Raw genomic sequence first — 25,969 nt, forward strand, 5'->3', positions numbered from 1 at the left:
GGGACACAGGGGGGCGGGGGGCATGGCGGGGCCAAGCCTACCCGGGTTCCCTGCCCGGACGGTCGGGTGGCGGACCTGGGCGACGGGGTGGAGAACCTTCGCGCTTGCGGGGCAGGGGGGCAGGGCATATCCCTGGCGGCCACGCCCCCTATGAGCCTGCTCGAAGCCATCGTCCTGGGTCTGGTCCAGGGTCTCACGGAGTTCCTGCCCATCAGCTCCACCGCGCACCTGCGCATCGCGCCGGAGTTGTTCGGCTGGCCCGACCCGGGCGCGGCGTACTCGGCCATCATCCAGCTGGGCACGGTGGCCGCGGTGCTCATCTACTTCCGCAAGGACATCGTCGCGCTGGTGAAGGCGTTCGTCGTGGGGCTGGTGAAGCGGGACCCCTTCGGCACGCTGGAGGCGCGGCTCGCGTGGTTCGTGGGCGTGGGCACGCTGCCCATCGGCATCTGCGGGCTGGCGTTCAAGAAGGTCATCGAGACGCAGTTCCGGTCGCTCTACGTCATCGCGGGCAGCCTCATCGTGCTGGCGCTGGTGCTGTTCGTCGTGGAGAGGCGCGCGTCGCACCAGCGCACCGTGGCGGACATGACGTGGAAGGACGGCGTCCTCATTGGCCTGTGGCAGGCGCTGGCGCTGGTGCCGGGCTCGTCGCGTTCCGGCACGACGCTCACGGGCGGCCTGTCGCTGGGGCTCAAGCGCGAGGACGCGGCGCGCTACTCGTTCCTGTTGTCCATCCCGGCGACGACGCTGGCGGGCATCTTCGAATTGAAGCACCTGCTGGAGGCCACGCAGCGGCCGTCGACGGTGGCCCTGGTGGTGGGGACGCTGGTGGCCTTCCTGTCGGGCATGGCCGCCATCGCGTGGCTGTTGAGCTTCCTGAAGCGGCGCACCACCCTGGTGTTCGTGGTCTACCGGGTCGCGCTGGGACTGCTGCTCCTGGGGTTGTTGCAGGCGAACATCCTCAAGCCGATGTCCGGCGTGGAGAACCTGTCGACGCCTGACGCCCCGACGAAGCCGCCGGTGGAGAAGCAGATCACCGACTGAGGAAGGGGGAGGTCGTGCGCGTGCAGGCCCTGTTCGATGCGCTGGAGACGCGGCTGAAGGCGAGGCCAGCGCGGACGTTCGAGTGGAAGGGCCGGGCGCTGAGGGAGGCCGCGGTGCTCCTGCCCCTGTTCGAGCGGGAGGGCGTGCCCTACGTGGTCTTCACCCGGCGGCCCGCGACCCTGCGCACGCACGCGGGGCAGTACGCGTTCCCGGGCGGCGGCCAGGAGGCGCGGGACGTCACGCCGCTGGAGACCGCGCTGCGCGAGACGGAGGAGGAGCTGGGCGTCGCGCGCGCCCACGTGCGCGTGCTGGGCCTGCTGGACGAGACGCCCACCACCTCCGCGTACCGCATCCGTCCCTACGTGGGCGTCGTCCCGGGGGACGGGAAGTACGTGCCGAACCCGGCGGAGGTGGACCTGGTGCTGGAGGTGCCGCTGGTGCGCCTGCTGGACCCCGCCATCGTCCGCGTGGAGCGGCACCTGTGGGAGGGGATGGAGCACGACGTGCACTTCTACACGCACGGCGAGCACGTCATCTGGGGCGCCACGGGGCGCATCCTGCGCAACTTCCTGACGTTCGTGGCGGAGGTGCCGGGCGTCCAGGCGTTGCTGGACGTTCCCCCGCCTGCCGGGCGCTGAGCCGCGGGGCCCGTGTTGTCGGGCGGCCCGGGCGGGAGGATGCCTTGTCGCCCTGGACGGCAGGTCCCAGGTTCAAGGGGACGCATCCCTCGAAAGGCGCGACGTGGACGGTGGGAATGGGTACGGGGCAGCGGACGTGAGGGAAGCCGCGCTGGTGGCGCTGGGAGAAGCCCTGCGCGCCTCGGGGTATGCCTTCACGACGGTGACCCCGGAGACGCACCGGCGGGTGAATGCCCGGCCGGGGGCGCAGGAGGCCCATTCCGTCCGGGACGTGTTCGGGTGGAGCCGTCGCTTCGCGCCGGGCGTGCTGGAGCCCCGGATGGTGGCGCTGCTGGAGGAGGCGGGCGCGCTGGTGGACTGCGAGGACGGGACGCACCGGAGCCGGGTGCGGTTCTCCAGCCTGGGGTCGGGGCTGTATGTCCATTCCGCGTGGCCCACGTCCCAGAAGGACGCGGTGTTCTTCGGACCGGACACCTACCGGTTCTGCGCGCTGCTCCAGCGGGTGCCGGGCACGTTCCGGCGCGCGGTGGACCTGGGGTGTGGCTCCGGGGCTGGCGGCCTGTCGGTGGCGGCGCGGAGCACGGAGGTGGTGCTCGCGGACTTGAATCCGGAGGCGCTGGGGTTCTCGCGGGTGAACGCGAGGTTGAACGGCGCGCACGGAGTCGAGGCGGTGCACTCGGACCTGCTGCGGGACGTGTCCGGCCGGTTCGATCTGATCATGGCGAACCCGCCGTACCTGGCGGACACGGACGGGCGCACGTACCGCGATGGTGGCGGAACGCACGGCACGGACCTGTCCGTGCGCATCGTGCGTGAGAGCGTGGAGCGGTTGGAGCCGGGCGGCACGCTGGTGCTCTACACGGGCGCACCGGTGGTGGAGGGCGAGGACCGGCTGCGCTCCGCACTGGAGCCCGTGTGGCGGAGCGCGCCGCTCACGGACGTGGTCTACGAGGAACTGGATCCGGACGTGTTCGGCGAGGAGCTGGAGACGGCTCCGTACGCGGGCGTGGAGCGCATCGCGCTGGTGGCGCTGACGGCGCGGCGGCGCTGACCGCCGGCTCAGGGCTGGCGGCTCACGTTGCAGCGGGCGGAGGCCTGCCTGGCGAGGTCTTCCGCCACGGAGCGCAGCAGGCTTCCCAGGACGGGTGTGCCAGAGGATGAGGACTCTCCCTGGGTGAGCCAGCGCGCCATGCGGCCCAGGCTGGCGGCGGTCACGACCTGCAGCCGCACCTCCACCTGCACGACGAAGTGTTCGTCCGCTTCGGGCCGCGCATCCAGTGTCCAGGCCACGCGCTCCAGCTCCAGGATGCCCACGCCTCCCGTCAGCTCGCGTCCATCCAGCAGGTAGCCCTCGTGGGTGAACGCGAGCACCTGGGTCACGCGCGCGCTGTCCACGTGCGCGTCGAACCAGAAGGCCCGGCGCCGCCAGAGCGTCAGCTCCACCTCCAGCTTGCCCGCCAGGCCCAACCGCACCAGCCGGTCCAGTTCGGGCGAGATGAAGGCGCGCGCCTCCGGCCGGACCATCACGCGCTTCCCGGAGAGCGTCGCGGTGCAGGCGGCGGACGCCTCTTCCGCGTGCGCCCCGGACGCGAGCAGGCCCGCCGCGACGACGAGCGCCGCGCCACGCCTGCTCTGTGTTCCGTGCCTTCCCATGGCTCAGAAGGTCCGGTTGAACAGCAGGCGCGCCTCGGGCGTGAGCCGGGCCTTGTCGTCGATGCGCCATGCGGCTTCGAAGCGCACGTCGTCACCGAAGTGGAAGCTGCCGCCCAGGCCCAGCTGCGCGTCCGACCACGCCGACGCCGCATGCACCGAACCCAGGTCCGCGAAGATGCCCAGGCCGTGCCAGCGATACTCGGCGCTCGCGAGCACCGAGCTGTCGCCCCCTCCGAACTCCTTGAAGCCGAAGCCGCGCAGCGCCGTCCAGCCGCCCAACGCCTCCTGCTTCTGGAGGGGCAGGTCGTGGCCCGTCGCCGCCCGCAGGCGCAGGCTCAGGCCCGTGTGCCAGTTCATGGGGTAGTCCAGGGCGACGTCGCCCACCAGCTTCCAGAAGCGCGCATCCGCGCCGTCCGCTCCCGGTCCTTCGCCCACCTCCATCGTCACGAAGCCGCGCAGCGTGGGTTCGCGCTTCCAGTTCTTGTGGCGTTCGAAGAGGGACGTCTCCGGCGTGCGGAAGAGGGAGCCCACGCGCGTGCCTCGCTCCGCGGCGCCGCTGTACTCCAGCCGCACCACCGCCGAGCGGAAGCGTCCCTCGTTCACCGGCGCATTCGGGAACGGCGGGTCGTCGTTCCGGAAGAGGCTGAGCGGCGGGGTGAAGGACTGGAGCGAGCTGGCCGTGTCTCCGCGCACCTCCACGCCCGCGAGCCATGACTCAGCCCAGCGCCAGGTGGCGAAGGCCGTGAAGCCCTGGCGGCGGAAGTAGTCCCGGTCCGGCCGGTTGATGAGGAACGAATAGAAGTACGAGTCGAAGTCCCCCAGCCGCCAACGGTCCAGCGTGTCGATGAAGTCGTGCACCTGCGCGCCCAGCTCCTCGAGCCCCAGCGCGGGCAGCTGCACCTTGACGCCGCCCAGCAGGTTGACGCGGCGCTGGCTTCGCGTGCCTTCCGGATCATCCGGCAGGCGCTGTCCGCCCAGCCGCAGCGGAATGAAGAAGGCCCCTTCCAGCGTCGTGTGCACGCGGTCCCGGGAGTCAAAGAAGCGCAGGCTCGCCGCGAGCCCCGGGGCGAAGCCCGTCACCTGCGTGTGCACGGGCAGCAGGTCCACGTCCAGGTCCGGAGGGCGCGGCTGCACGTGCACGATCAGCCGTTTCCCCTCCAGCGTGAGGCCGTCGCTTCCGGCGTCGTTCCCGCCGTGGAACAGCCGGCCCCAGCCCACCTCGAACTCCACGCGCTCGTGACGCCGCGACTTGCGTCGTGCTTCCTCCTTCGTGCGGTAGTGGCGCGTGCCGTCGGCGTCGCGCTCCTCGACGATGCGCACGCTCGTGCGCTCCCCGTCGAGGTCCTCGCTGTCCACCGCCCTCAGGAAGGGCAGCCGCGACTCCAGGCGCTCCATGGCGCGGCGGGCATCACTCCGGAGGAAGACGTCGCCGGGCTCCAGGCCCAGGGCTTCACGTACGCGCGTGGCCATCGCCTCGTCCACGCCCCGCACCTCCACTGCTTCCAGTTCGCCCTCGTCCACCGTCACGACGAGCTTCCCCTCGGGGGACAGCGTGGCGGACACCGTGCCCAGCAGGTAGCCGTCGTCTTCGCGGAGGGTCCTGAGGACGCGATCGAGCGCGGCGTCCAGGCCTCCCAGCATGATGCCGGGGCGGAACGCTCCGTCTTCCCTGCGTGCCAGCCAGGCCCGGGGCGGGCGCGGCGGTGGACACGGGCTGACGACCCTCACCGTGCCATGGCGCTTGTGGACCCGCAGCGTGGTGACCTCGTCCTGCGCGTCGTCCTCGTCAGGGAAGTGGGAGTGCGGTTCGAACAGCGCGTCCCACAGTTCGTCGGGCCGGAGATCCTGAAGGCCTTCGAACTCCACGGAGGTGAGCGTGGGGTTCTCCTCCACGGTGATTTCGAGCACGGCCGGTCCCTGATCGCTGACACGAACGCGAGGCTCCACTCGGGCGAAGAGGCCGGTGCGTGCCAGGCGATGCAGCAGGGTCTGGATCTCGGTGGCCGTCAGGGGGCGCGAGACATCCGTGGGCGGTGCGCCCACGAGCTTGCGGACCTGCGGATCCGTGAGCCGCTGGAGCCCGCGAAGCTCCAGGCCCGTGGGCGTGAGTCCCCGGCCGTCGACCTCGACCTGCAAGGCCCCAAGGACCGTGGCGTCCGAGAGGTCGCCGTCGTCCGCGTTGAAGCCCTCCGGACATGTCGGGTAGTCGGAGTCCTCCGTGGCGGCTTCACCTTCGGATGGCGGGCGGGACGTGGTGACGGCAGTGGAGGCATCGCCGGCATCCGGTGCGGCGTCCGATGGAGTGACGACAACGGACGGGTCGGAGGTGCCGGCGTCCTGTGGAGGTTGGGCCAGGGCCGCGAGTGAGACGAAGCAGAGCGCCAGTGCGAGACGGTTCATGGATGGCGGCAGGAGCATGCTTCGTTCCAGGCGGAGGCTCAGGGCAAGTGCCCGAAACGACGGTGGGCGAGCAGACGGGCGGATGTCATGGACACATCCGGATGTATCGGGCGGTTGTGGCCGTGACATCACCCGTCCTTCATTCACGGTCAGGACGCGACGGGCAGGCCCAGGGCCTTGATGCGCCGGTAGAGGTTGCCTCGGTCCACCTGGAGGAGGCGCGCGGCCCCGGCGATGCTTTCGCCCTCGCGGAGCGCGGCGCGGATGAGGTCCCGCTCGAAGTCCTCGACGTGCTCGCGGTAGCTCTTGTCTCCGAGCGTCCTGCGCGGTGCGGGTGCGGTGGTCGCCGGTGCCGCCACCGCGTCTGGTCCCAACTCCAGCGGGCCGTCGCCCCGGAGCAGGTTCAGCCGTTCGATGACGTTGCGCAGCTCGCGCACGTTGCCGGGCCACGGATAGGCACGGAGCGCGGCCTCCGCTCCCGGCGCGAGCACGAGTGGTGTGCGAGGCCCCGCGAGCTCCGCGGCGAAGACTCGCGCGAGGGGCAGCAGGTCCTCGGGACGTTCGCGCAGGGGCGGCAGGTGCAGCGGCAGCACGTTGAGCCGGAAGAAGAGGTCCTGCCGGAAGCGGCCGTCCTTCACCGCGCGGCCCAGGTCCTGGTGCGTGGCCGCGAGGATGCGCACGTCCACCGGCACCGGCAGCGTGCCACCCAGCCGTTCGACCTGACGCGTCTCCAGCACGCGCAGCAGCTTGGCCTGGAGCTCCAGTGGCATGTCCCCCAATTCGTCCAGGAACAGCGTGCCGCCCTGCGCCTGTTCGAAGCGGCCCGCGCGCCGGGCCACCGCGCCGGAGAAGGCACCGCGCTCGTGGCCGAACAGCTCGCTCTCCAGCAGCGTCGCGGGGATGGCCGCGCAGTTGACCGCCACCAGCCGGCCCTTGCGTCCGGAGGCCTTGTGCAGCGCTTGCGCCACGCGCTCCTTGCCGGTGCCTGTCTCGCCCGTGATCAGCACCGCCGTGTCGCTGGGGCCCACGCGCGCGATGAGCTGGCGCAGGGACTCCATGGCCGGGCTTTCGCCCACCAGGTGTCCCGGCTGGGCCAGCGCGTCCAGCAACCGCTCCCGTTCCTCGCGCAGCGCTCCCAACGCCAGCGCGTTGTGCAGCGCCGTGAGGAGCCGCTCGGGGGACGGGGGCTTCTCCACGAAGTCCGTGGCCCCCAGCTTCAGCGCCTGCACTGCTTCGGAAGGGGAGGCCTCGCCGGACAGGACCACCACCGGCACGGGCAGCGGCTTGGGCAGACGCGCGAGCAGCTCCAGCCCCGTCTCGCCCGGCATGCGCAGGTCCAACAGCATCAGCGCGGGGGGCGCATCCGGCGCTTCGAGCAGGCGTGTGGCCTCCGCCGTGGAGCGGGCCTCCACGACGGAGAAGCCTCCGTCTTGCAGCAGTCCCCGCACGGCCCGCAGGACGCCGGGGTCGTCGTCGACGATGAGGATGCGGGCTCCGGGCTTCATGCGGCCACCTGGGAAGTGTCGGAGGAGGGGACTCGAGGCAGCACCACCTGCGCCCGGGTGCCACCCTGGGCGCCCGGCTCCAGTCTCAGGCTGCCGCCGTGCTCGTGGGCAATCTTCTGCGCGATGGGGAGGCCCAGTCCGCTGCCACCGGGCTTGGTGCTGAACAGCCCCCGGGTGAGGACAGGTCCTTCCAGCACGCCAGGGACGCCGCTGCCGTTGTCGGTCACGGTGACGTGCACGCGGCCGTCCTCCGCTTCGTGCAGTGCCACGTGGACGGGTGGGGCGTGCGGTGGAGAGGCCTCGGTGGCGTTCTTCACCAGGTTGCCGAAGAGGCGGCGCAGTCCGTCGGGATCCGCGCGCAGCGATATGTCAACGCCGGGGTCCAGCACCACGGGCACCGGCGAGTTGCCTTCGTACAAGGCGCACACCTCCGCGAGCAGCGGCCGCAGCGCCACGTCCTGGAAGCGTGGGGCGGGCAGGCGCGCGAAGGTGGAGAAGCTCTGGGTCATGCGCATGAGCAGGTCCACCTCCTCCTGGAGGAGCGCCACCGCTTCGGCGAGGCGGGTCGGGTCTGGCGGGGTGTCGGCATCCCGAGGGGACAGACGCGCGAGCGAGAGCCTCATTGCGGTCAGGGGGTTCTTCAGCTCGTGGGCGAGCGCCCGGGCCACGTCCTGCCACGCGGCGATCTGCTCGGCGGCCTTGAGGTGTTCGCGCTGGTCCAGCAGCTCCTGGCCCATGCGGTTGAACTGGCCCAGGAGGAACTGGAGCTCATCGCGAGCGGGTTCGGGGACGGGCAGGCGGACGGACAGGTCTCCTCGCGAATAGGCACGCATGCCTTCCAGGAGCGTGGCCATGGGACGCGTGAGGACGCGGCCCAGGAGCACCGCGGACACGGCCAGCACGATGGCGGCGACCGCGCCCACCCCGGCGATGAACACGGGCACGCGGCGCACCAGGGCCCGCCGAGCCAGCTCCGCCTGCGCCAGGTTCAACCGGGCCTCGTCGAGCGCATCCGGAGGCAGCCCCCGGCGGCTCAGCTCTTCGGAGACGTTGTCGAGCACCCCCTCCACGGGAGCGATGGAGATGGAGAGCACGCGCTCCAGCACGCCCTGGGCCAGCGCGCCCAGCAGCGCCAGCGGGATGAGGCCCGCGAGCAGCATCACCGCCAGCAGGCGCCGGCGGAAGCGGAACGGAGGCGGGGGAGGGCTCAGCGGTGGAGCACGGCGCATGGCACGCTGTTCATATACCCACCGCCGCTGAAGTTCCCGGTGGGGCCGAGGTGGAGCTCCAGCAACCGGAATGCATCCCCGCATTGCAGTGGTAGAAGGTTCACGGCTCCACTTGAGGAGACGCCGATGCTGAAGCCCCACGCACTGCTTCTCCTCGTGTCCCTTCTCCAGGACGGGGGCACGGATGCCTCTGCGCCTCGGCCTTCACATTCCGTCTTGAGGAATCCCGCGTTTCCGGTCGCGAAGGTGGGCTCGAATGCAGGGGCCCCTGTCTCCACGCGCGGGCCCATTGTCGCGGAAGGCATCCAGTGGCCCGACGACCTTCAGCCCCCGGCGACACTGGACGGGCCCGCGGTTCTTGCCGCGCACGCCGCGTTGCAGCGGAGGCTCTCCCGCTATCCCAAGGAGTACGCCAAGAGCTGTGCGTTCTCCGCGAAGGGGATGGAAGTCATCGTGGGCGAGGAGCGGGGGTTGTACTTCGTCCGCATCAACCCTCGGCCCGACAAGTGCGGATGGGCACCCGGCACCTTGCTCGCGTTCGACGAATTCGAACTGTACGCCGTCTCTCCCGAGGGAAAGGTGTTGGCGCGCTATCCGTACATGCCCTGAGCGAACCGCGCGTTCTCAGAACTGCAAGTACACGTACGGCCGGGTCTCCAGCGTGGACAGCTGACGGATGCCCAATCCCAGGAGCACCAGCACCACGGCCCTGGCGGGCGCGGGCAGCTTGAGGAACGCGAGCGCGGCCAGGTCGTAGAGCTTCATCGGCACCGCGTGCGCGAGGACCGCGAGGGCCAGCATGCTCCACATCAGCGGCCCCACGTTCGCCAGGCCCGGGATTCCCGCCAGCATCCGCGCGTAGAACTCACCCGCGTGCGCCATGTCCGGCGCGCGAAACACCACGCGCGTCAACACCACCAGCGTGAACGTGGCCAACATCCCCAACGCCACGCGCACCGGGCCCGGCTCCTGCTGCTTGCCCCGGAACCACCACCAGCACCGCACCCCGCACAACGCCACGCCGTGCACCGCGCCCCAGACCGCGAAGCGCCAGTCCGCCCCGTGCCACAGGCCTCCCAGCACCATCACCATCATCAGGTTGAAGCACACCCGCGGCTTCGACCGCCGGTTGCCGCCCAGCGGGATGTACAGGTAGTCCCGCAGCCACGACGACAGGCTCATGTGCCAGCGGTTCCAGAACTCGAACAGGTTCTTCGCCAGATACGGCCGCGCGAAGTTCTCCGGGAACTTGAACCCGAACAGCGACGCCACCCCAATCGCGATGTCCGAGTACCCCGAGAAGTCGTAGTACAGCTCCAGCGTGTACGCGACCGCCGCCACCGCGCACTCCGCGGACGAGTACGCGTGCGGACTGCCGAACACCGGATCCACGATGCCGCTGCCCAGCACGTCCGCGATGACCAGCTTCTTCACCAGCCCCACCGCGATGCGGAACAACGCCTTGTTCCCGTCATCCGACGACAGCGTGGGCACTTCCCGGAAGTGCGCCATCAACTCCGACGCGCGGACAATCGGCCCGCTCACCACGCGCGGGAAGAACAGCATGTAGAGCAGGTGCTCCACGAACGAGTGCTCGGAGCTCGCCTTCCCCCGGTACACGTCCACCGTGTAGCTGATGGCCTGGAACACGAAGAACGACAGGCCCACCGGCAACAACAGGTGGAAGGGCTCCGGCCGCACCTCCACGCCCCATGGCCCCAGCAGCGACGCCACCGTCCGGCGCAGCAGCTCCAGGTACTTGAAGCCCGCCAGCAGCCCCAGGTTGGAGACGATGGACAGCACCACCAGCAGCTTGCGCACGCCGGGCCGCTCCGTGCGCCCCATCCCCTTCACCAGCAGGTGATCCACCGTCACGCCGGCCAGGAAGATGAAGAGCGGCACCAGCTTCACGACCAGCTCGCCCACGGGCATCCCGCCCACGAAGGCGGACAGCGGCACCTGCAGGAACGACACGTAGACCAGCAGGCTGGCCGCGAGCAGCAACAGCATCCGCGGCCAGTAGTGCCGGTGCACCGCCCAGTAGAGCGCGAACACCGCGATGACGAAGACGACGTACTGGAGGCTGTGGGACAGCACGGCTCAGGGCGCTCCCGCGGCGGAGGCCGTCGGCTCGCCGCCCTTCTTCGTGGACTCGTACGCCGCCATCAGGTCCTTCACGAACGCGTTCGCCAGCACCGCGTAGCCCTGCGACGTCAGGTGCACGCCGTCCGCGTGGCCCAGCGGCACCGGCTGCCGCTGCCAGCGCTGCATGGAACGCTCACCGCCCATCGCCGCGCGCGCGGACCAGTACGCACACCCCGCGTCCTTCGCCACCTGCGGCAGCGTGTTCAACACCTTCGCCAGTGACGGCGCCTCGTTCCACCGGCCCTCCGCGTCCTGCGCGAGCCGGTCCGTGGGACCGATGAGCAGGCACTCCGCGCCCGTCGCCTTGCGCATGCGCGCAATCAGCGCCGCGTAGTCCTGGCGCAGCCCGTTCGCGTCCAGCTCCGGCAGCTCCGCCTCGTTGGTGCCGTACCAGAACACCAGCAGGTCCGGCCGGCGCGCGGTGAGCTGCGCGTCCATCGCGGGCGCATCCATGTCCCGCGCCGTGAAGGCCGTGGCGCCGGGCAACCCCAGCGCGTCGTACACCAGCCCCGGCGTGTCGTACTCCAGCGACGCACCCAGCACCGTCGCGCTCCCGCCATCTTCCGGGACCTTCACCTGGACCGAGTGCGCCACGCCCGTCACCGGGAACGAACGGATCCGCACCGTGGGCTGCGAGAGCGGCTCGGGCGGCGGTGCTTCCGGCGGAATCGCTTCACCATCCACGATGATGTCCGGCGACGCGGCCCCGGGCGCGTCCAGCGCGTACAGGTCCAGCCGGCCCTGGCGGTTCTTGTCCTCCGCGCAGCCGTCACAGAAGGAGATGCCCAGGCTCGCGCCGGGCGCGCCCACCGCGCGGATGCCGGTGAGTCCCCAGATGCTTCCAGCGCTGCTCGCGGGCGTGCTCTTCGCGTCCTCCACCGTCCACTCGCCGTCCAGCGTGCGCGTCACGTGCGCCGCCTCCAGCCGGGTGGACGGCTTGCCCGCCGCGATGAAGCCCCGGCCCGCGTCGCCGAAGCGCTTCGTCAGCGCATCGCGGACCTTGTCGGAGAAGTAATGCGCCGCCGTGTGCGACGCGCCCAACTGCGCGATGCCCACGCGCAGCTTCGCGCCGGACTCGCGGCGGGCCAGGGACTCGAACGTGCGGCGCAGCGCCGGGGTCGCGTTCTGCAGGCCGCTCATGTCCGTGCCCGGCACGCGCGGCGGATGCGTGCGCGCGAAGGCCCGCTGCAACGCCAGGTCGAACAGGTGGCCCAAGAGGTTGGAGCCGCGCACGCGCGGGTGCACCAGGTCCTCCAGCATCAGGCCGGACTCCAGCCACTTGAGCGCGGAGCCCTCGCCGCCCATCGCCGCCAGCGTGTCGTAGAAGGCGCAGCCTCCCGTGCGTGCCTCCTCGCGGAACACCTCCGCCACCTCCGCCGAGTGCCGGCGCGTGACAAGCTCGCCGCTCATCGTGCGCACACCCGCGTCGATGGGCGACATCACCAGGCACGCCGCGTCCGGCACCGCCGTGCGCACGCGCGACACCAGCTCCTTCATCTGCGAGCGGACCTCCTCTATCGTGGTGCGCTCGCGCGAGAGGAAGAACGCCTCGTTGCCGCCCACCATCAACACCACCAGCGACGGCTTGCGGTGCTTGAGCTGCGCGCGGAACGCCTGGGGCTGCGCGCGCAGGTACACCTCCGCCATGCCGCCCAACAGGCCCACCGTGTCGTAGACGACGCCCGGCGTGCCCGACTCCACGGACACGCCGTGCAGCTCCGTCTTGCCGGTCGCGGTGAGCGTCAGCGTCTTCGCGCCCTCCGGCAGCTTCAGCCTCGCGAACGCCGCCTCCGCCTTGGAGCCGAACGCGCGCGTCTGGATGCGCTGCGTGTTCTTTCCGTCCACCGCCACCTGCACGGCGCCGTTGGCCGGCTGGGCCAGGAAGAACAGCTCCGCCTCTCGCGCGCCCTCCACGGAGTAGCGCGTGCCCTGCGCCGGGCCGCTCGTGGAGAAGGCCACGCCCGTCCAGCCCACGCGGTCCTTGGGCCAGTGCGTGTCCACCAGCCGCTCCATCTTCCAGCCGTCCGTGCTCGCGGTGCCCGAGCGCGTGGCGCGTCCGGCGCTCGCCAGCCGGTGGATGTAGAGGAAGCCCGGGCCGCCTGAACCGAAGCGCTCCTGGAGCCGGTCTCGCACCACGTCCGTGATGTAGTCGGACGCGATCAGCGAATCGCCCAGGTGCACCACCCGCACCGGCGTGCGCCGCGCGTCCGAACGCAAGTCGCCCAGCGCCTTCATGAACGGCGCCAGGCCGTCCTCGTCACACGTGCCGTCCGCGCGCGCCTTGCGGCAGTTCAGCTCGATGTCCACGTGCTTCGCGCCCATGCGCTCGCGCAGCGCTTCCAGCTCCAGCGCGCCCGCCAGCGTGGGAGCGCTCAGCTCCTCCAGGCCGATGCCGGGCACGGCGGGGGCTTCCCCCACCTGCGGGCCGGCCTTCGGATCCGTGTCGTTGACGGCCGTGTCCGCTTCCGCGAGCGCGGAGGGCGGCGCGTCCGGCGCCAGGGTGTCCGCGGGCGGACGCGGCGCCTTCACCCCGCGCAGCGACGCGGGCAGCGCGAGCGCCACCAGCTTGGGCCCGAGCGAACCTTCCTGACGGAGGCTGGGGAGGGGGCGGAACTTCTCCGGCAATGGCGCCAGGGACAACCCCACCGCCAGCAGCACGGTGAAGGCCAGCGTCCATCCGGTGGATGTGGGCTTGAGGCTCAACGCCGGGGCATGAGACTGGCTTTTCGGGGGCGGGTCAAAACTCTGCCCACATTGTCGCGCCCCATCCCTCGGGGGGTAGGCGGCCGGGCCCCCTTCCTCGGACGGCGCGACGCGCTATGGTGCGCCGCCGTTCGCGCCGGGTCCAAGGCCCGGCGGTTCCCTGGGAGCTCGCACCCGCATATGGCCCTCTATCCCGTCATCATGGCCGGAGGCTCCGGCACCCGCTTCTGGCCGCTGTCGCGCCAGGCCCGTCCGAAGCAGTTCCTCCCGCTGGCCTCCAAGCAGCCGCTGCTCACCGACACCGCCCAGCGCCTCAAGGGCCTGGCGCCGGTGAAGAACACCTTCATCGTGTGCGGTCCCGTGCACGCGAAGACGGCCGCGAAGCTGGTGAAGGGGCTGCCCAAGGGAAACCTCCTGGTGGAGCCCGTGGCGCGCAACACCGCGCCCGCCATCGCGCTCGCCGCGCTCCAGGTGGCCGCGCGCGACCCGAAGGGCGTGCTCGCGGTGCTGCCGTCGGATCACCACGTCGCGGACGTGAAGGGCTTCCAGCGCACGCTCGCGGAGGCCGCGCGCATCGCGGAGGGCGGCCACATCGTCACGCTGGGCATCAAGCCCGCGCGCCCGGAGACGGGCTACGGCTACATCCAGGTCGGTGACGCGCTGGACGGCGGCGGCCGCCGCGTGAAGGCGTTCAAGGAGAAGCCCGACCTCAAGACGGCGCAGGAGTACGTGGCCGGCGGCGACTACCTGTGGAACGGCGGCATCTTCGTCTTCCGCGCGGACGTGATGCTGGCGGCCTTCCAGAAGCACATGCCGGAGATGCAGAAGGGCCTGGAGGCGCTCCAGAAGGCCGTGGGCAAGCGCACCTTCCCGGCCGTGCTCAAGCGCGTGTTCCCCAAGCTGCCCTCCATCTCCATCGACTACGGCGTGATGGAGAAGGCGGAGAACATCGCGGTGCTGGACGGCGACTTCGGCTGGTCCGACGTGGGCTCCTTCGCCGCCATCCCGGAAGTGCGCCCCGCGGACGCGCAGGGCAACGTCGTCTCCGGCGACGCGGTGCTGGTGGACTGCACGGGCTGCGTGGTGCTCGCGGACAAGCGCACGCTGTCCGTCGTGGGCCTCCATGACGTCGTGGTGGTGGACTCCGGTGACGCCGTGCTCGTGGTCCCCAAGGACCGGAGCCAGGACGTCCGGAAGGTCGTCGAGGCGCTCAAGGCCCGGAAGCGCACCAAGCTGCTGTAGGCCCCGAGGCGACTTCGCCTCCTGTTTCCCCTCACACATTTCTTCCTGGGGCTCCCTGTCGTTTCTACAGGGGGCCCTGGTTCGTTTTGCGGGGTTTGCTGGCACCTGCGGGCGGTTGGAGTGTCGCTGGGAGGACGGAGGCGGGCCCCGGGCACGAGGCGCGGAGGTTGCAAGCCCACCCCGGGTCCGCCCCATTTCCGGGGCGTCAGGCGGGGTGGGCGATGGGCTGCAAGCGCTGCGTGGGCGAACACCGGGATGGGGAGGCGTGCTCCGTCGCTGCTCGGCCTTCGGTGCCGGGGGATTCGCTGGAGGGCCAGCGGCACGGGCCGTTGCTCCTGAAGCGCCGGCTGGAAGTGGGCGCGGTGGCGTCGCTGTACCTGGCGGAGTACGTGCCCACGGGGCACCGCTTCGCGGTGAAGGTGCTGCATGCGCACCTGGCGGCCCGTCCTGCCGTGCGCGCGCGGTTCATTTCGGAGGCGCTGGCGCAGCGCAACGTCGTGCACCGCCACGTGGCGCGCGTGCTGGACGTGCGCCCCGGTCCCCAGGGTCTGCCCTGCGTGTTGATGGAGGCGCCGGAGGGCGAGTCGCTGAGCGCGATGCCCCTGCCGCTGTCGCCGGCCGAGGTGGGCGAGGTGTTGGATCAGGCGCTCGCGGGGCTGGAGGTGGCGCATGCGCGAGGCCTGGTGCACGGGGACCTCACGCTGGATTCGATGTTCGTCACGCGCGACGCGAAGGGTGAGCGGCGCGTGCGGGTGCGCGACTTCGGCGCGGGCGCGGTGCGGGAGGCGGCGCTGTCGCAGGAGGAGCGCGCGCAGGGCGTGACGGTGGGCTCGCCCACGTTCATGGCGCCCGAGCAGTGCGCGGGGATGAATGGGAGCCCGCGCGCGGACCTGCACGCGATGGGCGTGGCGGGCTACCTGCTGGTGACGGGCCGGCTGCCGTTCGGGCTGGGGCGCTCGGCGGACGTGACGCTGTTCCCGCCGCACGCCGTCAACGCGAGCGTGCCGCCCGCGCTGTCCACCGTGCTGCTGCGCGCGCTGGCCGCGAACCCGGAGGAGCGGTTCGACAGCGCGTGGGCCTTCCGCGCCGCGCTCGCGGAGGCGCTGGGCAGGAAGGCGCCGGTGCGGAACGCGTCGGCGGATGCGCCCGAGGACGTGTCCGACGCGGTGGTGGCGGAACAGAACGCGGACGACTTCGACATCGTGGAGGACGTGCCCGCATGGGGCATGGCCGCCACGTCCATGGAGGATGCGGCGTTGCGCGCGGCGGATGGCGCGCCGTCCCAGGTCCGCAGGGGTGAGGTGGCCATGCGCGAGGAGGTGGCCGCGTTCTGGGCCTCGGCGGTGGCGCTGCTCGGGCCCGCGGAACCGGAGCTGCCTGCCGACACGCTGCCGTTGACCGGCGCGTCCCAGGCCGGTTTCTCGGGCTCCGCCGCTTCGGCTCCCATCCTCCTGGTGCATCCGGCCGCGTCGAACGCGCCGGCCGCGACCATGAAGCTCGGCATCGTCGAGGTGAGCTCCACGTCCACGCTGGGGGCCGCGGCCATCCCGTTCATGACCCTGGCGCCCTCGCTGGAGCCCACGTCCATTCCTTCGCCCGCGCCCATTCCGCTCGTGGACGTCGTGCATGACGACGACGCGCCCATTCCGCTGGTGAACGCGGTGGCGCCCCTGGAGGCCTCCGCGCCCCGCACGGACGCGCCCGCGGACCTGCGCGTGCGCCTGGGCCTCACGCCGGGCGAAGTGCTCCAGTCCGTCTCCGTGAGCGACGTCGCCCCCGAGGGCCTCTTCGCCGAGTGCCAGGGCTCGCTGCCCCCGCTCGCCGCGCGGCTGACGGTGGAGGTGGCCTTCCGGGGCGAGACGGCCCTGGGCGCCTGCGACGTCGTCCGCCACGTCACCTTCGACGAGGCGCGCACCTGGAACGTGCCCGCCGGCGTCTTCGTCCACTTCTCCGACGAGTTCCCCGCCCTGGGCCGGCTGCTCTCCCGCGCCCTCATGGAGGACGCGGAGCCCGCGCCCGACGCGGAGCTTGCCCGCATGCTGTCCCGCGCGGAGGCCGTCGCCCGGGACCCCTACACGCTGCTGGGCGCGAAGCATGACGCGGACTTCGGCGACATCCACCGCCGCGCCCAGGCCGCCCTGCGCCGCCTGGTCGCCTTCCAGAACCGCCCGCTGCCCACCACGCAGCGCCAGGCCCTGGACGCCCTGCGCGTGCGGGTGCTGGCCGCGCAGCGGATGCTCGGCGAGCCGCTCTCCCGTGTCGGCTACGACGCCACCCGGGGCAACCTGGGAGGCCTTGCCCGCTGCGTCGCCGCGGGCGTCCCGGAGCCCACCATGGAGGCCCTGCGCAGCGCCTTCCTGGCCGCCCGGCCGGAGGTGGAGAAGAAGGCCCGCGCCCTGTTCACCCAGGGACATGCGTTGGAGGTCCAACGGGCCGTCCCGGCCGCGCTGGAGCGCTACTCGGAGGCCCTCAAGCTGGACCCGCTGAACACCTCCTGGCTGAAGCACTACCAGTCCCTGCTGCGGCAGGTGCCGGTGGGCGCCGGGGCCGGTGACAGCGGGGCCATGGCCTGATGGGGGCCATCAGCCCCTCCCGGGGGTAGGTTCCGCCCTCCCGGGGAGGCCCGGGCGTTCAACAGTCAGCCGGGCGCGTTCGGGTGTGTGCAGCCCCCGGGCCCGCTCGTGTAGTGTCCGACGCCTTCCGCTACGCCCTCCCGGTTCCTGTCGAGGGTGGGGACACTGCCATGAACGCGCACATCTTCCGCGAGTACGACATCCGAGGTCTGGTGGACAAGGACCTCACCATCGAGGTGGTGGAGCTCCTGGGCCTGGGCCTGGGCACCATGATCCGCCGCAAGGGCGGCACCTCCATCGTGGTGGGCCGCGACTGCCGCGAGTCCTCCACGCGCTTCCGCGACGCGCTCGCGAAGGGCCTCACCGCCACCGGCCTGGACGTCTACGACGTGGGCGTGGTGCCGACGCCACTGACCTACTTCGCGGCGAACACGCTGCCCGTGGACGGCCTGGCGATGATCACCGGCAGCCACAACCCGAAGGAGTTCAACGGGTTCAAGATTGGCGCGGGCAAGACGACCTTCCACGGCCCTGAAATCAAGGAGCTGCGCCGCCTCATCGAGGCGAAGGACTTCGCGACCTCGAACAAGCCCGGCAAGGTGACGCCCTTCGACATCATCACGCCCTACAACCACTTCATCCAGCAGACGGTGAAGGTGGGCCGCAAGGGAATGAAGATCGTCATCGACGCGGGCAACGGCACGGGCGGCGCCATCGCCGTTCCGCTGTTCGAGAGCATGGGCTTCGACGTGGTGCCCCTGTTCTGCGAGATGGACGCGGACTTCCCCAACCACCACCCGGACCCCACGGTGGTGGAGAACCTCCAGGACCTCATCAAGAAGGTGAAGGAGGTGAAGGCGGAGGTCGGCATCGCGTACGACGGCGACAGCGACCGCATCGGCGTCATCGACGACCAGGGCAACGTGCTCTGGGGTGACCAGCTGATGGTGCTCTTCAGCCGCTACGTGCTGAAGGAGTCCCCGGGCGCGGCCATCATCGGCGAGGTGAAGTGCAGCTACACGATGTACGACGACATCGCGAAGCACGGCGGCAGGCCCATCATGTGGAAGGCCGGGCACTCCCTCATCAAGTCGAAGATGAAGGAGGAGCACGCGGAGCTGGCCGGCGAGATGAGCGGTCACATCTTCTTCAAGCACCGGTACTTCGGCTTCGACGACGCGGTGTACGCGTCCGCGCGCCTGCTGGAGATCCTGACGCACGAGAAGCAGTCCATGTCGCAGCTGCTCTCCGACGTGCCGAAGACCTTCGCCAGCCCCGAGCTGCGCTTCGACACGACGGAGGAGAAGAAGTTCGCGATGGTGAAGCGCGCCACCGAAATCCTCCGCGACGCGGGCCACAAGGTGGTGGACGTGGACGGCGTGCGCGTGACGTTCCCGGACGGCTGGGGGCTCATCCGCGCGTCGAACACGCAGCCCATCCTGGTGCTGCGCTACGAGGCCAGCACGGAGGCGCGCGTGAAGGAGATCCAGGCGCTCATCGAGAAGACGGTCGCCCAGGCGCAGAAGGAAGTTGGCGCCTAGCCTTCTTCGGCGCTCCACGCGAAGCACACGCACGCACGTAAGGGAGGGAACTGGCCATGCCGACGCTGGGAATCGACCTGGGCGGGACGTTCGCCCGGGCCGCGGTGGTGGATGGGAAGGGCGCGATCCTCGCGAGCGCCAAGGTGGCGCTACTGGACCGCAAGCCGCCGGGCGTGGTGGAGACCATCGCCCAGGCGGCGGAAGAGGCGGTGAAGAAGGCCGGGGTGAAGGTGGAGGGCTGCGGCGTGGGCGCGGCCGGGCAGATCCACAAGGACACGGGCGTCATCTCCGTGGCGCCCAACCTGGGCTGGCGCGACGTGCCCCTGGCGGCGCTGCTGACGAAGCGGATGGGCTTCGAGGTGAAGGTGGTGAACGACCTGTCCGCGGCGGCGTGGGGCGAGCTGCACGCGGGCGCGGGCCGTGGCGCACAGGACATGCTGGTGGTGTTCGTGGGCTCCGGCGTGGGCAGCGCCATCATCGCGGACGGGCGGCTGGTGCACGGCGGCGGCGGCGTGGCGGGCGAGCTGGGCCACATCAAGGTGGTGCCCGGCGGCCGGCTGTGCGGCTGCGGTGAGCACGGCTGCCTGGAGGCATACGCGGGCGGCCACAACCTCATCGCGCAGACGAAGGAGTTGCTGGCGTCAGGTGCTTCGCGCGTGCTGGAGCAGCTGACCCAGGACGACCCGGACACCATCACCCCGGTGACGCTGGAGACGGCGGCGGACGCGGGCGACGCGAAGGCCAAGGAGATCCACGACCGCGCGTCGCACTTCCTGGCGGTCGCGGTGGCCAATTACGTGACGGTGCTCAACCCGTCGCGGCTGGTGCTGGGCGGCGGTGTGCTGACGCACTGCCCGGGCATCAAGCGGCAGGTCCTGGACGGAGTGCAGCAGTGGTCGTCCCGGGTGTCGCGCGAGGGTCTGCTCATCGCCGACGCGGAGCTGGGCGACGACAGCGGCATCATCGGCGCGGCGCTGCTGGTGAAGTGAGGTTCCTGGCGCGGGCGGAGCATGCTCCCCCGCGCCATGCAGGTCCCGCCGGGCGCTCGCGGCGGGACGCGCACTGCCGTGCGATGGAACTCGCCAGGGCTTCCGCCGCGGAGCGCTACGGCTGCTTCGGCGCTGCCTTCGGGGCCGGCGCCGCGTCCGTGAAGACGAGCTTCGCGATGCGCCCCTCCTCACCCACGGCCCAGGCGGTGTCCCGCGTGCGCGGCGGCGTGGACACGGCGTGGAAGCCCGTGGTGTCCAGCGGCTCCCACGTCCTGCCCGCGTCCTTCGACACGTCCGAACCCGTGGGCCCCACGGCGACGAGCCACATCTTCCGCTCGCGCGTGAGCGGGGCCACGCAGGAGCGATAGCCCCCGGGAGGCGTGCCCGGCACGGTCCACTTGCGCTTGCCCGCGTCCAGCGTGAGCGCCGCGTTGCCGGTGGCCACCTCCGGCTGCTTGTAGTTGCCGCCCACCGCGATGCCCGCCTGGGGGCTCCAGAAGTAGAGCGAGAACACGCCCGCGCCCTCACCGGTGGCCAGCGGCGTGGGCGCGATGCCCCAGGTCTTGCCCCGGTCCGCTGAATGGAGCACTCGCGCGATGGAGCCCCCCAGCCCGAACCAGACGTGGGACGTGCCGTACACCGCGATGCTCGTGCCGCTGGCGGCGAAGCCCGCCTCGCCCGCGAGCGCGGCCGGCAGCGCCCCTTGCGGCACGGGCTTCCACGTCGCGCCGCCGTCCTCCGTGGTGATGACGACGAAGTGCCCGTCCACCGGGTCGCTGAACGCGATGCCGTGCTGTTCGTCCCAGAAGGCCATGCCGTTGAAGAATGCCCCGGGCACGGCGTTGGTGAACTGGAGCGTCCAGTGAGCGCCGCCGTCCGTCGTCTTGTAGATGCGCGACTTGTCACCCGCGCCAATGGACAGCACGGACGCGCTGCGGTCGCTGAAGGCGTCCACGTCGCGGAAGTCCAATCCCTCCGCGTCCGGCACGGGGGACCGCGTCCACGTCTTGCCACCGTCCGTGGTGCGCACGACGGTGCCCTTGTCACCGCTGGCCCACGCGACGCGGCCGTCCACCGCGCTCACGCCGCGCAGCCGCACCGTCGTCCCGCTCGCCTGCGGCTCCCACTTCATGTCCGCGCTCCCCAGGGCCAGCCACGTCGCCAGCCACACCGCTCCCATCGTCATGTCCCGGTCCCTCCCGCGTGTCCGTCCGCGAAGGAGGGACGCTAGCCGAGAAGCGGGCCCTGTCAGCGCCGTGCGGCGGTCTCGGCGTCGGGCAGCGAGGTGTCCTCGGGGATGAAGTCGACGCGGCACTTGTCCAGCTGGGGCCCACAGGCGCGGTCCAGGTCGCCGCGCGTGTCACAGCCCGGGCGCTCCTCGCAGGTGTCCGGCAGGAAGGCCCAGACGAACTGGAGCACGTTGCCGCCCCGGCCCTCCGGCAGCGCGGCGAGGAAGTCCTGCTTCCGCTCCTCGAACAGCCGCGCCAGGTGCACGGTGTGGTCCTCCAGCTTCACGTGCCTCGCGTCCCCCATGTACCGGCGGCTGGCGTCGTTGAGCTGGGCGTCCAGGAACTCCGGCTGGTAGGGCGCGCCGTCCAGCCGGGGCCCGCCGCGCGTCCCCCGGAAGAGGGCGAAGTTCACGCGCGGGTCCGCGTACTCACCCAGGAGGACGCGCTGCTCCAGCGCCCACGGCGTCAGCCGCTCGCCGCCCACCGGCCATGCGCGGCCCCAGTAGAAGCGGCCGAACCAGGACGCCTCCACGCCGTCCGGGTGGCGCTCCACCAACTGCATGAGCACCAGCGCGTTGTACGCGTTGATCCAGTACGCGAGGCCTTCTTGCGGCGACGGGAACAGCTCCGGCTGACGGTGCGGTGACACCGCCGCGAGCGACGCGACGAAGCGCTCCAGCGCCGCGCGGTCACGCTGGAGGCCCTCGAAGTCCAGGTCCCCACTGGGGCGCACGTGGTTCAACGCCTGTGCGTAGTCCGCGTAGCCGAAGGGCCCGGCCGCCTCTGGCACCGGCGCCGGCAATGCGCCATGCACGTACAGCCACGCTCCCGTACCAAGCGCCAGCAGCACGGCCAGGACCGCCACGGCGAACCAGCGCGAGCGGTGGCGGGGAGGGACGGAGGCATTCACGGCCCGGCAGTCTATGCCACCCGCCCGGTATGGCTCCCACCCTTCAGGTCCCTGCGCGACCCATCCTGGGTCCGCCGCGACAGGCCGCTATACTGCCCGGGCCATGGAGCCTACCCCCGACGTCGTCAGGCATTTCCATCCGGTGCTCCCCTCCGGTCAGCTCCGCCGCCAGCCGGTCCGCGTGGAGCTGGCGGGCCATGCCTACGCGTTCTTCCGGGACGCTTCCGGAAAGGCCGCGGCGCTGTCGGACGCATGTCCCCACCGCTTCGCGCCGCTGTCGAAGGGCATCGTGACGAAGGAGGGCCAGCTCCAGTGCCCGTACCATGGCTGGCGCTTCGACGCGCGAGGGCAGGGCGTCAATCCCAGCCAGCCGGAGCTGCGCCACTGCGAGGCGAAGAGCTTCCAGGTGGTGGAGCGCCACGGCTACCTCTGGCTGGCGCACGCGGACACGCCGCTGTCCGCGATGCCGGAGCTCGCGGGCGACGACTACGTCTTCGGCGGGACGTTCTCCACGCTGTTCCAGGCGCCGCTGCACGTGGCGCTCGACAACTTCAGCGAGGACGAACACACGCCCTTCGTCCACACCCGGCTGGGGTGGAGCGGCGCGCAGACGGGCGCGGTGGAGTTCGAGGCGCACAACCACGACGACCACACGGAGGTGCACTACCGCGCCCCGCAGCGGCCCGCGCCCATCATGCGGCTGCTCACGGTGGGCAAGGGGGACATCTTCCACAACGACTGGGTGACGCGCTTCGACCCGGTGCGCAGCGTCTACACCATCCGTTGGACGACCTCCCAGGGGAAGCCGCGCCCCTTCATCACGCAGGCGCACATCTTCTTCGTGCCGGAGACGGCGCGCACCACGCGCCTGCACGTCTTCTCCTTCCTGCGCACGGCGGTGCCCGCGCTCAAGCCCTTCCTGCCGGTGGCGGCGAAGGCCGCGCTGGGGCTCACCTGGTGGGAGGTGCGCGACGACGCGCGCTTCATCCCCACCGTGGCGGACACGCCCTACAGCCACAAGGGCATGCGGCTGGACAAGTACGACAAGCCGCTCGTGCACCAGCGCAAGCTCATGGAGCGCATCTACTACGCGCACGAGGCGCACGAGCCCGGGCCGGCGCTGCCCCGGGTCCGCGACGCCACGGGCACCTGAAGCCCAGGGGCGCCGTCGCATCGCGAGGACCGGTGGGGCGGGCTTCCGGGTCCGGGCCGTCAGTGCATCGGCGCGGGCTCCTCGTAGGTGGGCACCGTCTCCCCGGTGCGCGCCTCGTAGGCGTTGCAGCCGCTGTCACCAGACACCACGAGCGCGAACTTCTTGAGCTCCGTCTGATTGCAGCTCTGCGTCTCTTCGTCGCTTGGCTCGTCGCTGTTGCCCGCGAAGAAGCGACAGTTCTTGCAGTTGCCCCAGGATGCGTCCGCCATGGTTCCCTCCTCGTGGAAACGGGTCCTGATAGGAGGGTGGGGCCGGTGACGGACCCCCACAACGCAGCACCTGCTTCCCGCCCGGGAGGGCAGGGGACCCGGCGCCCACGAAAGGGCGCCGGGAATTCCACCTCGCCTGCCGCCTACTGCTGGGGCGCGGGCTGCTGCGGGGCCGGCTGCTCCGTCGCGGGCTGCGGCTGCGGGGCCGGCTGCTGCGGCGCGCCCCCGCCGGGCTGCGCGCCCAGGGCGGCGGCGTCCTTCTTCACCGAACCGGACTCGAACGAGCCCAGCGAGTTGAGCAGGCGCAGCGCGGCGAGCGAGGCCTGGAGGCGCTCGGACACGAAGCCCACCTCCGCGTTGGTGAGCGCGGTGTTGGCGTCCGCGACCTCCAGGTAGGTGGCGACGCCCGCCTTGAAGCTCACGTCCGTCAGGCGGTTGGACTCGCGCGCCAGCTCCAGGGCCTCCTCGGCCTTGGAGCGGTTGGCCAGCGCGTTCTCCAGGTCCAGCTTGGAGCGCCGCACTTCTTCCTTCACGCGGGCCTGCGCCAGCGTCTGCGTGACGGTGGCCTCGCGCACGCGCGACGACGCCTCGGAGAGGTTCGCCTCACGCAGGCCGCCGTCGAACAGCGTCCAGCTGGCGCCGAAGGTGATGGCCCAGGTCTCGTTCTGGCCGGTGAAGCCCGCCGCGTTCGCGATGCGGTAGGCACCCGTCACGCCCAGCGTGGGCAGGTAGCTCAGCAGCACGCCCGTCTTGTTGATGCGGCTGAGCTTCAGGCCCACTTCCGCGGCCTGCACGTCCGAGCGCTCCTGCAGCGCCTTGTTCACCAGCTCGTCCGGCGACGCCTGCGCGGGCACCGTCGGCTCCGGCGGGGCGGCCAGCTCGAACTCCGGCTCGCGCTGGATGAGCGTGCCCAGCGCCAGCTTCAGGCCCGCGAGCGCGTTCTTCGCGCGCACCAGGTCCTGCTCCGCGCGCGAGCGGTCCAGCTGGGCGCGAAGCAGCGCCACGCGCGTCACCGTGCCCGCGTCGAACCGGGCCTGGGTGTCCTTCTCCCGCGCCTGGTTCAGCTCCAGCAGCCGCTCCTGCGCGCGCAGGGCTTCCTGCTGCGCCGCGGCGCCGTAGTACGCCTGCGCCACGCCGAAGAGCACCTGCCGGCGCGCCGTCTGCGTGTTGAGCTCCGCCAGGTTCACGGCCTTGTAGGAGGCCGCGATGCCCGCCCACAGCTGCGGCGCGATGATGGCCTGGCGGATCTCCGCCTGCGCGCCCTGCTGGATGAGCGGCTGGATGGTGATGTCCACCGGGGCGATGGGGCCCGCCGGGATGATGGCCGCCACGTTGTTGCGCGTGATGGACGCGCCCACGCTGATGTTCGGCAGGTAGCCCGCCCAGGCCTTGCGCGTCGCGAGCGATGCCTGCTCGAAACGCTCCTGGGCGATCTTCAAGTCGAGGTTCTGCTGGCGGGCCGACTCCAATGCCTCATCCAGCGTCAGTACGGGCGCCGCTGCCAGGGTGGCCGACAGGGACAGCGCCAGAAAGGTACTCATACCGCTTCGACCTCCTCACCGACCCGCGGGAGCGCGAGGCGGATCCGTCCAATGGACGACTGCGTTGCGTCCTCTACCCGACCCCGGAGCCTCGTGAAAGTACTCCGCACTGTCGGATGTTGGAATATGCGGAATGTAGTAGCGGTCAATGGTTGATGATGTCAATTGTTTATGTGTGCCCGATGAATTAACGTAAATTCACTATGAACGGTTTCAACGACGGTCCCAGCGAGCAGGTGATGCGTCGGCCGGCGTCCCCCAGTGACCCGGCCGAGAGCGAGAGTGGGCTCCCCGCGCAGGCGTGGACGCTGCTCTTCGAGCTGCTGCACACCCACATGCGCAACTTCCCCGCGCTGGCGGCGGAGTTCGACCTGTCCCCGGTGCAGGCGCACGTGCTCAGGCAGCTGGGCGAGGGAGCGCTCGCGATGAGCACGCTCGCCAACTACCTGTCGTGCGACGCGTCCAACGTGACGGGGCTGGTGGACCGGCTGGAGGCGCGCGGGCTGGTGGAGCGCAAGAGCAGCGAGCAGGACCGCCGGGTGAAGATGCTGGTGCTGACGGAGGCGGGCGCGGAGCTGCGCGGCCGGCTGATGGCGCGGCTGAGCGCGCCGCCGCCCCTCATCGCCGCGATGCCGGATGAGGACCTGGCGGCGCTGCGCGACATCATGCGCCGCGCGCTCAAGACGCAGTAGCGCAGGCCGGCGCCCCAGACTTCGGGGCGCCCGGACTTCTCATCAGTCCAGCAGGAAGGTGTACGAGTACTTCATCTCCGTGGCCACCGCCTCGCCGCCCTTGATGGCGGGCTTGAAGCGGAAGCGGCGGATGGCGTCGCGCGCGGCCTCGTTGAGTCCGTAGCCGGGCCCGGAGATGACCTTCACCTGGGTCACCTTGCCCTCCGCGTCGATGGTGATGGACAGCGTGACGGTGCCTTCGATGCCCGCGCGGCGCGCCTCGTCCGGGTAGGGAATCTTCACCTCGGACGCGACCGAGGGCTCCGAGTCCACCTGGTACACGGGCACGTACTTCGGCGCGGAGTAGCCCTTCACGTCCTGGGGCGCCTTCGCGGTGCCGTTGGCCTTGCCGTAGGCGGTGTTGCCCACGGGCGCGGCGAAGGAGCCCGCGCTGGTCGTGGACGACATGGTCATGCCCACGACCAACGGCGGTGGCTTGGCGGAGGGCGGCGGCGGCGTGTCGTTGGGGGGCGG

At 71.2% G+C, this 25,969-nt stretch carries 21 protein-coding genes; 10 read left to right on the plus strand and 11 right to left on the minus strand.

All coding sequences use genetic code 11. The features are described 5' to 3' along the window. Positions 1–150 precede the first annotated feature (150 nt). The 3 genes from D7X32_RS28975 to D7X32_RS28985 all read left to right on the plus strand — a co-directional run bounded on the left by D7X32_RS28975 (position 151) and on the right by D7X32_RS28985 (position 2,733). Complete coding sequence (locus D7X32_RS28975; RefSeq protein ID WP_120605802.1) at positions 151–1,044, plus strand: undecaprenyl-diphosphate phosphatase; 894 nt, start codon at positions 151–153, stop codon at positions 1,042–1,044. Positions 1,045–1,058: 14 nt separating this feature from the next. Beyond that, positions 1,059–1,682 (plus strand): NUDIX hydrolase, encoded by a 624-nt coding sequence (locus D7X32_RS28980; RefSeq protein WP_120605803.1) that lies wholly within the window; start codon positions 1,059–1,061, stop codon positions 1,680–1,682. A 136-nt stretch (positions 1,683–1,818) separates the two neighbouring features. Next, positions 1,819–2,733, plus strand: a complete 915-nt coding sequence (locus D7X32_RS28985) for a methyltransferase (RefSeq protein WP_244239242.1) — start codon at positions 1,819–1,821, stop codon at positions 2,731–2,733. A gap of 8 nt (positions 2,734–2,741) precedes the next feature. Here D7X32_RS28985 and D7X32_RS28990 read toward each other — a convergent pair whose 3' ends face one another. The 4 genes from D7X32_RS28990 to D7X32_RS29005 all read right to left on the minus strand — a co-directional run bounded on the left by D7X32_RS28990 (position 2,742) and on the right by D7X32_RS29005 (position 8,469). Next, positions 2,742–3,335, minus strand: a complete 594-nt coding sequence (locus D7X32_RS28990; RefSeq protein ID WP_120605805.1) for a hypothetical protein — start codon at positions 3,333–3,335, stop codon at positions 2,742–2,744. Between the two features lie 3 nt (positions 3,336–3,338). Beyond that, the gene (locus D7X32_RS28995; RefSeq protein ID WP_120605818.1) at positions 3,339–5,735 is read right to left on the minus strand and encodes a BamA/TamA family outer membrane protein; all 2,397 of its coding nucleotides are present in this window, start codon (positions 5,733–5,735) and stop codon (positions 3,339–3,341) included. A 149-nt stretch (positions 5,736–5,884) separates the two neighbouring features. Next, on the minus strand, positions 5,885–7,240 hold the full coding sequence (locus D7X32_RS29000) for a sigma-54-dependent transcriptional regulator (protein WP_120605806.1): 1,356 nt from the start codon (positions 7,238–7,240) through the stop codon (positions 5,885–5,887). Beyond that, complete coding sequence (locus D7X32_RS29005; protein ID WP_244239243.1) at positions 7,237–8,469, minus strand: sensor histidine kinase; 1,233 nt, start codon at positions 8,467–8,469, stop codon at positions 7,237–7,239. The genes D7X32_RS29000 and D7X32_RS29005 overlap by 4 nt, the downstream gene beginning before the upstream one ends. A gap of 246 nt (positions 8,470–8,715) precedes the next feature. Here D7X32_RS29005 and D7X32_RS29010 point away from each other — a divergent pair, with 246 nt between their 5' ends. Further along, positions 8,716–9,078 carry a hypothetical protein gene (locus D7X32_RS29010; RefSeq protein ID WP_244239244.1) on the plus strand — a complete coding sequence of 121 codons (363 nt, stop codon included), beginning with the start codon at positions 8,716–8,718 and terminating at the stop codon, positions 9,076–9,078. Between the two features lie 15 nt (positions 9,079–9,093). On the opposite strand, the gene D7X32_RS29015 is transcribed toward D7X32_RS29010, so the two are convergent. Both D7X32_RS29015 and D7X32_RS29020 read right to left on the minus strand, forming a co-directional pair. Next, positions 9,094–10,566 (minus strand): MBOAT family O-acyltransferase, encoded by a 1,473-nt coding sequence (locus D7X32_RS29015; protein WP_120605807.1) that lies wholly within the window; start codon positions 10,564–10,566, stop codon positions 9,094–9,096. A 3-nt stretch (positions 10,567–10,569) separates the two neighbouring features. Continuing rightward, on the minus strand, positions 10,570–13,317 hold the full coding sequence (locus D7X32_RS29020) for a GDSL-type esterase/lipase family protein (protein ID WP_120605808.1): 2,748 nt from the start codon (positions 13,315–13,317) through the stop codon (positions 10,570–10,572). Positions 13,318–13,497: 180 nt separating this feature from the next. Between D7X32_RS29020 and D7X32_RS29025 the strand changes: the two genes are divergently transcribed. The 4 genes from D7X32_RS29025 (at position 13,498) to D7X32_RS29040 (ending at position 19,662) form a co-directional block, all read left to right on the plus strand. Further along, positions 13,498–14,559: a mannose-1-phosphate guanylyltransferase gene (locus tag D7X32_RS29025; RefSeq protein ID WP_120605809.1), complete on the plus strand. Its 1,062-nt coding sequence runs from the start codon at positions 13,498–13,500 to the stop codon at positions 14,557–14,559. 221 nt (positions 14,560–14,780) lie between these two features. After that, positions 14,781–17,132, plus strand: a complete 2,352-nt coding sequence (locus tag D7X32_RS47020) for a serine/threonine protein kinase (RefSeq protein WP_244239245.1) — start codon at positions 14,781–14,783, stop codon at positions 17,130–17,132. A gap of 170 nt (positions 17,133–17,302) precedes the next feature. Continuing rightward, a complete protein-coding gene (locus D7X32_RS29035; RefSeq protein WP_120605810.1) occupies positions 17,303–18,673 on the plus strand; it encodes a phosphomannomutase/phosphoglucomutase in 1,371 nt (456 codons plus the stop codon). 56 nt (positions 18,674–18,729) lie between these two features. Continuing rightward, entirely contained in the window at positions 18,730–19,662 is a 933-nt protein-coding gene (locus D7X32_RS29040) for an ROK family protein (protein WP_120605811.1), read from the plus strand. A gap of 115 nt (positions 19,663–19,777) precedes the next feature. Here the strand turns inward: D7X32_RS29040 and D7X32_RS29045 are convergent, their stop codons facing one another. Continuing rightward, a complete protein-coding gene (locus D7X32_RS29045; RefSeq protein ID WP_120605812.1) occupies positions 19,778–20,848 on the minus strand; it encodes a WD40/YVTN/BNR-like repeat-containing protein in 1,071 nt (356 codons plus the stop codon). 62 nt (positions 20,849–20,910) lie between these two features. Continuing rightward, positions 20,911–21,801 (minus strand): DUF547 domain-containing protein, encoded by an 891-nt coding sequence (locus D7X32_RS29050; protein ID WP_120605813.1) that lies wholly within the window; start codon positions 21,799–21,801, stop codon positions 20,911–20,913. A 142-nt stretch (positions 21,802–21,943) separates the two neighbouring features. Between D7X32_RS29050 and D7X32_RS29055 the strand changes: the two genes are divergently transcribed. Next, positions 21,944–22,954, plus strand: a complete 1,011-nt coding sequence (locus tag D7X32_RS29055; protein ID WP_244239246.1) for a Rieske 2Fe-2S domain-containing protein — start codon at positions 21,944–21,946, stop codon at positions 22,952–22,954. A gap of 59 nt (positions 22,955–23,013) precedes the next feature. On the opposite strand, the gene D7X32_RS29060 is transcribed toward D7X32_RS29055, so the two are convergent. Together D7X32_RS29060 and D7X32_RS29065 are read right to left on the minus strand one after the other, a co-directional pair. Beyond that, positions 23,014–23,223 (minus strand): hypothetical protein, encoded by a 210-nt coding sequence (locus tag D7X32_RS29060; RefSeq protein ID WP_120605815.1) that lies wholly within the window; start codon positions 23,221–23,223, stop codon positions 23,014–23,016. Positions 23,224–23,366: 143 nt separating this feature from the next. Further along, positions 23,367–24,764: a TolC family protein gene (locus tag D7X32_RS29065; protein WP_120605816.1), complete on the minus strand. Its 1,398-nt coding sequence runs from the start codon at positions 24,762–24,764 to the stop codon at positions 23,367–23,369. A 203-nt stretch (positions 24,765–24,967) separates the two neighbouring features. On the opposite strand from D7X32_RS29065, the gene D7X32_RS29070 reads away from it, so the two are divergent. Then, complete coding sequence (locus tag D7X32_RS29070; RefSeq protein WP_120605817.1) at positions 24,968–25,456, plus strand: MarR family winged helix-turn-helix transcriptional regulator; 489 nt, start codon at positions 24,968–24,970, stop codon at positions 25,454–25,456. A gap of 42 nt (positions 25,457–25,498) precedes the next feature. Here D7X32_RS29070 and D7X32_RS29075 read toward each other — a convergent pair. Beyond that, a partial coding sequence (locus D7X32_RS29075) for an energy transducer TonB (protein ID WP_147450311.1) occupies positions 25,499–25,969 on the minus strand: 471 nt, incomplete at its 5' end.

Origin of the sequence: Corallococcus carmarthensis (assembly GCF_003611695.1) — a bacterium.
Taxonomy (GTDB): Bacteria; Myxococcota; Myxococcia; order Myxococcales; family Myxococcaceae; genus Corallococcus; species Corallococcus carmarthensis.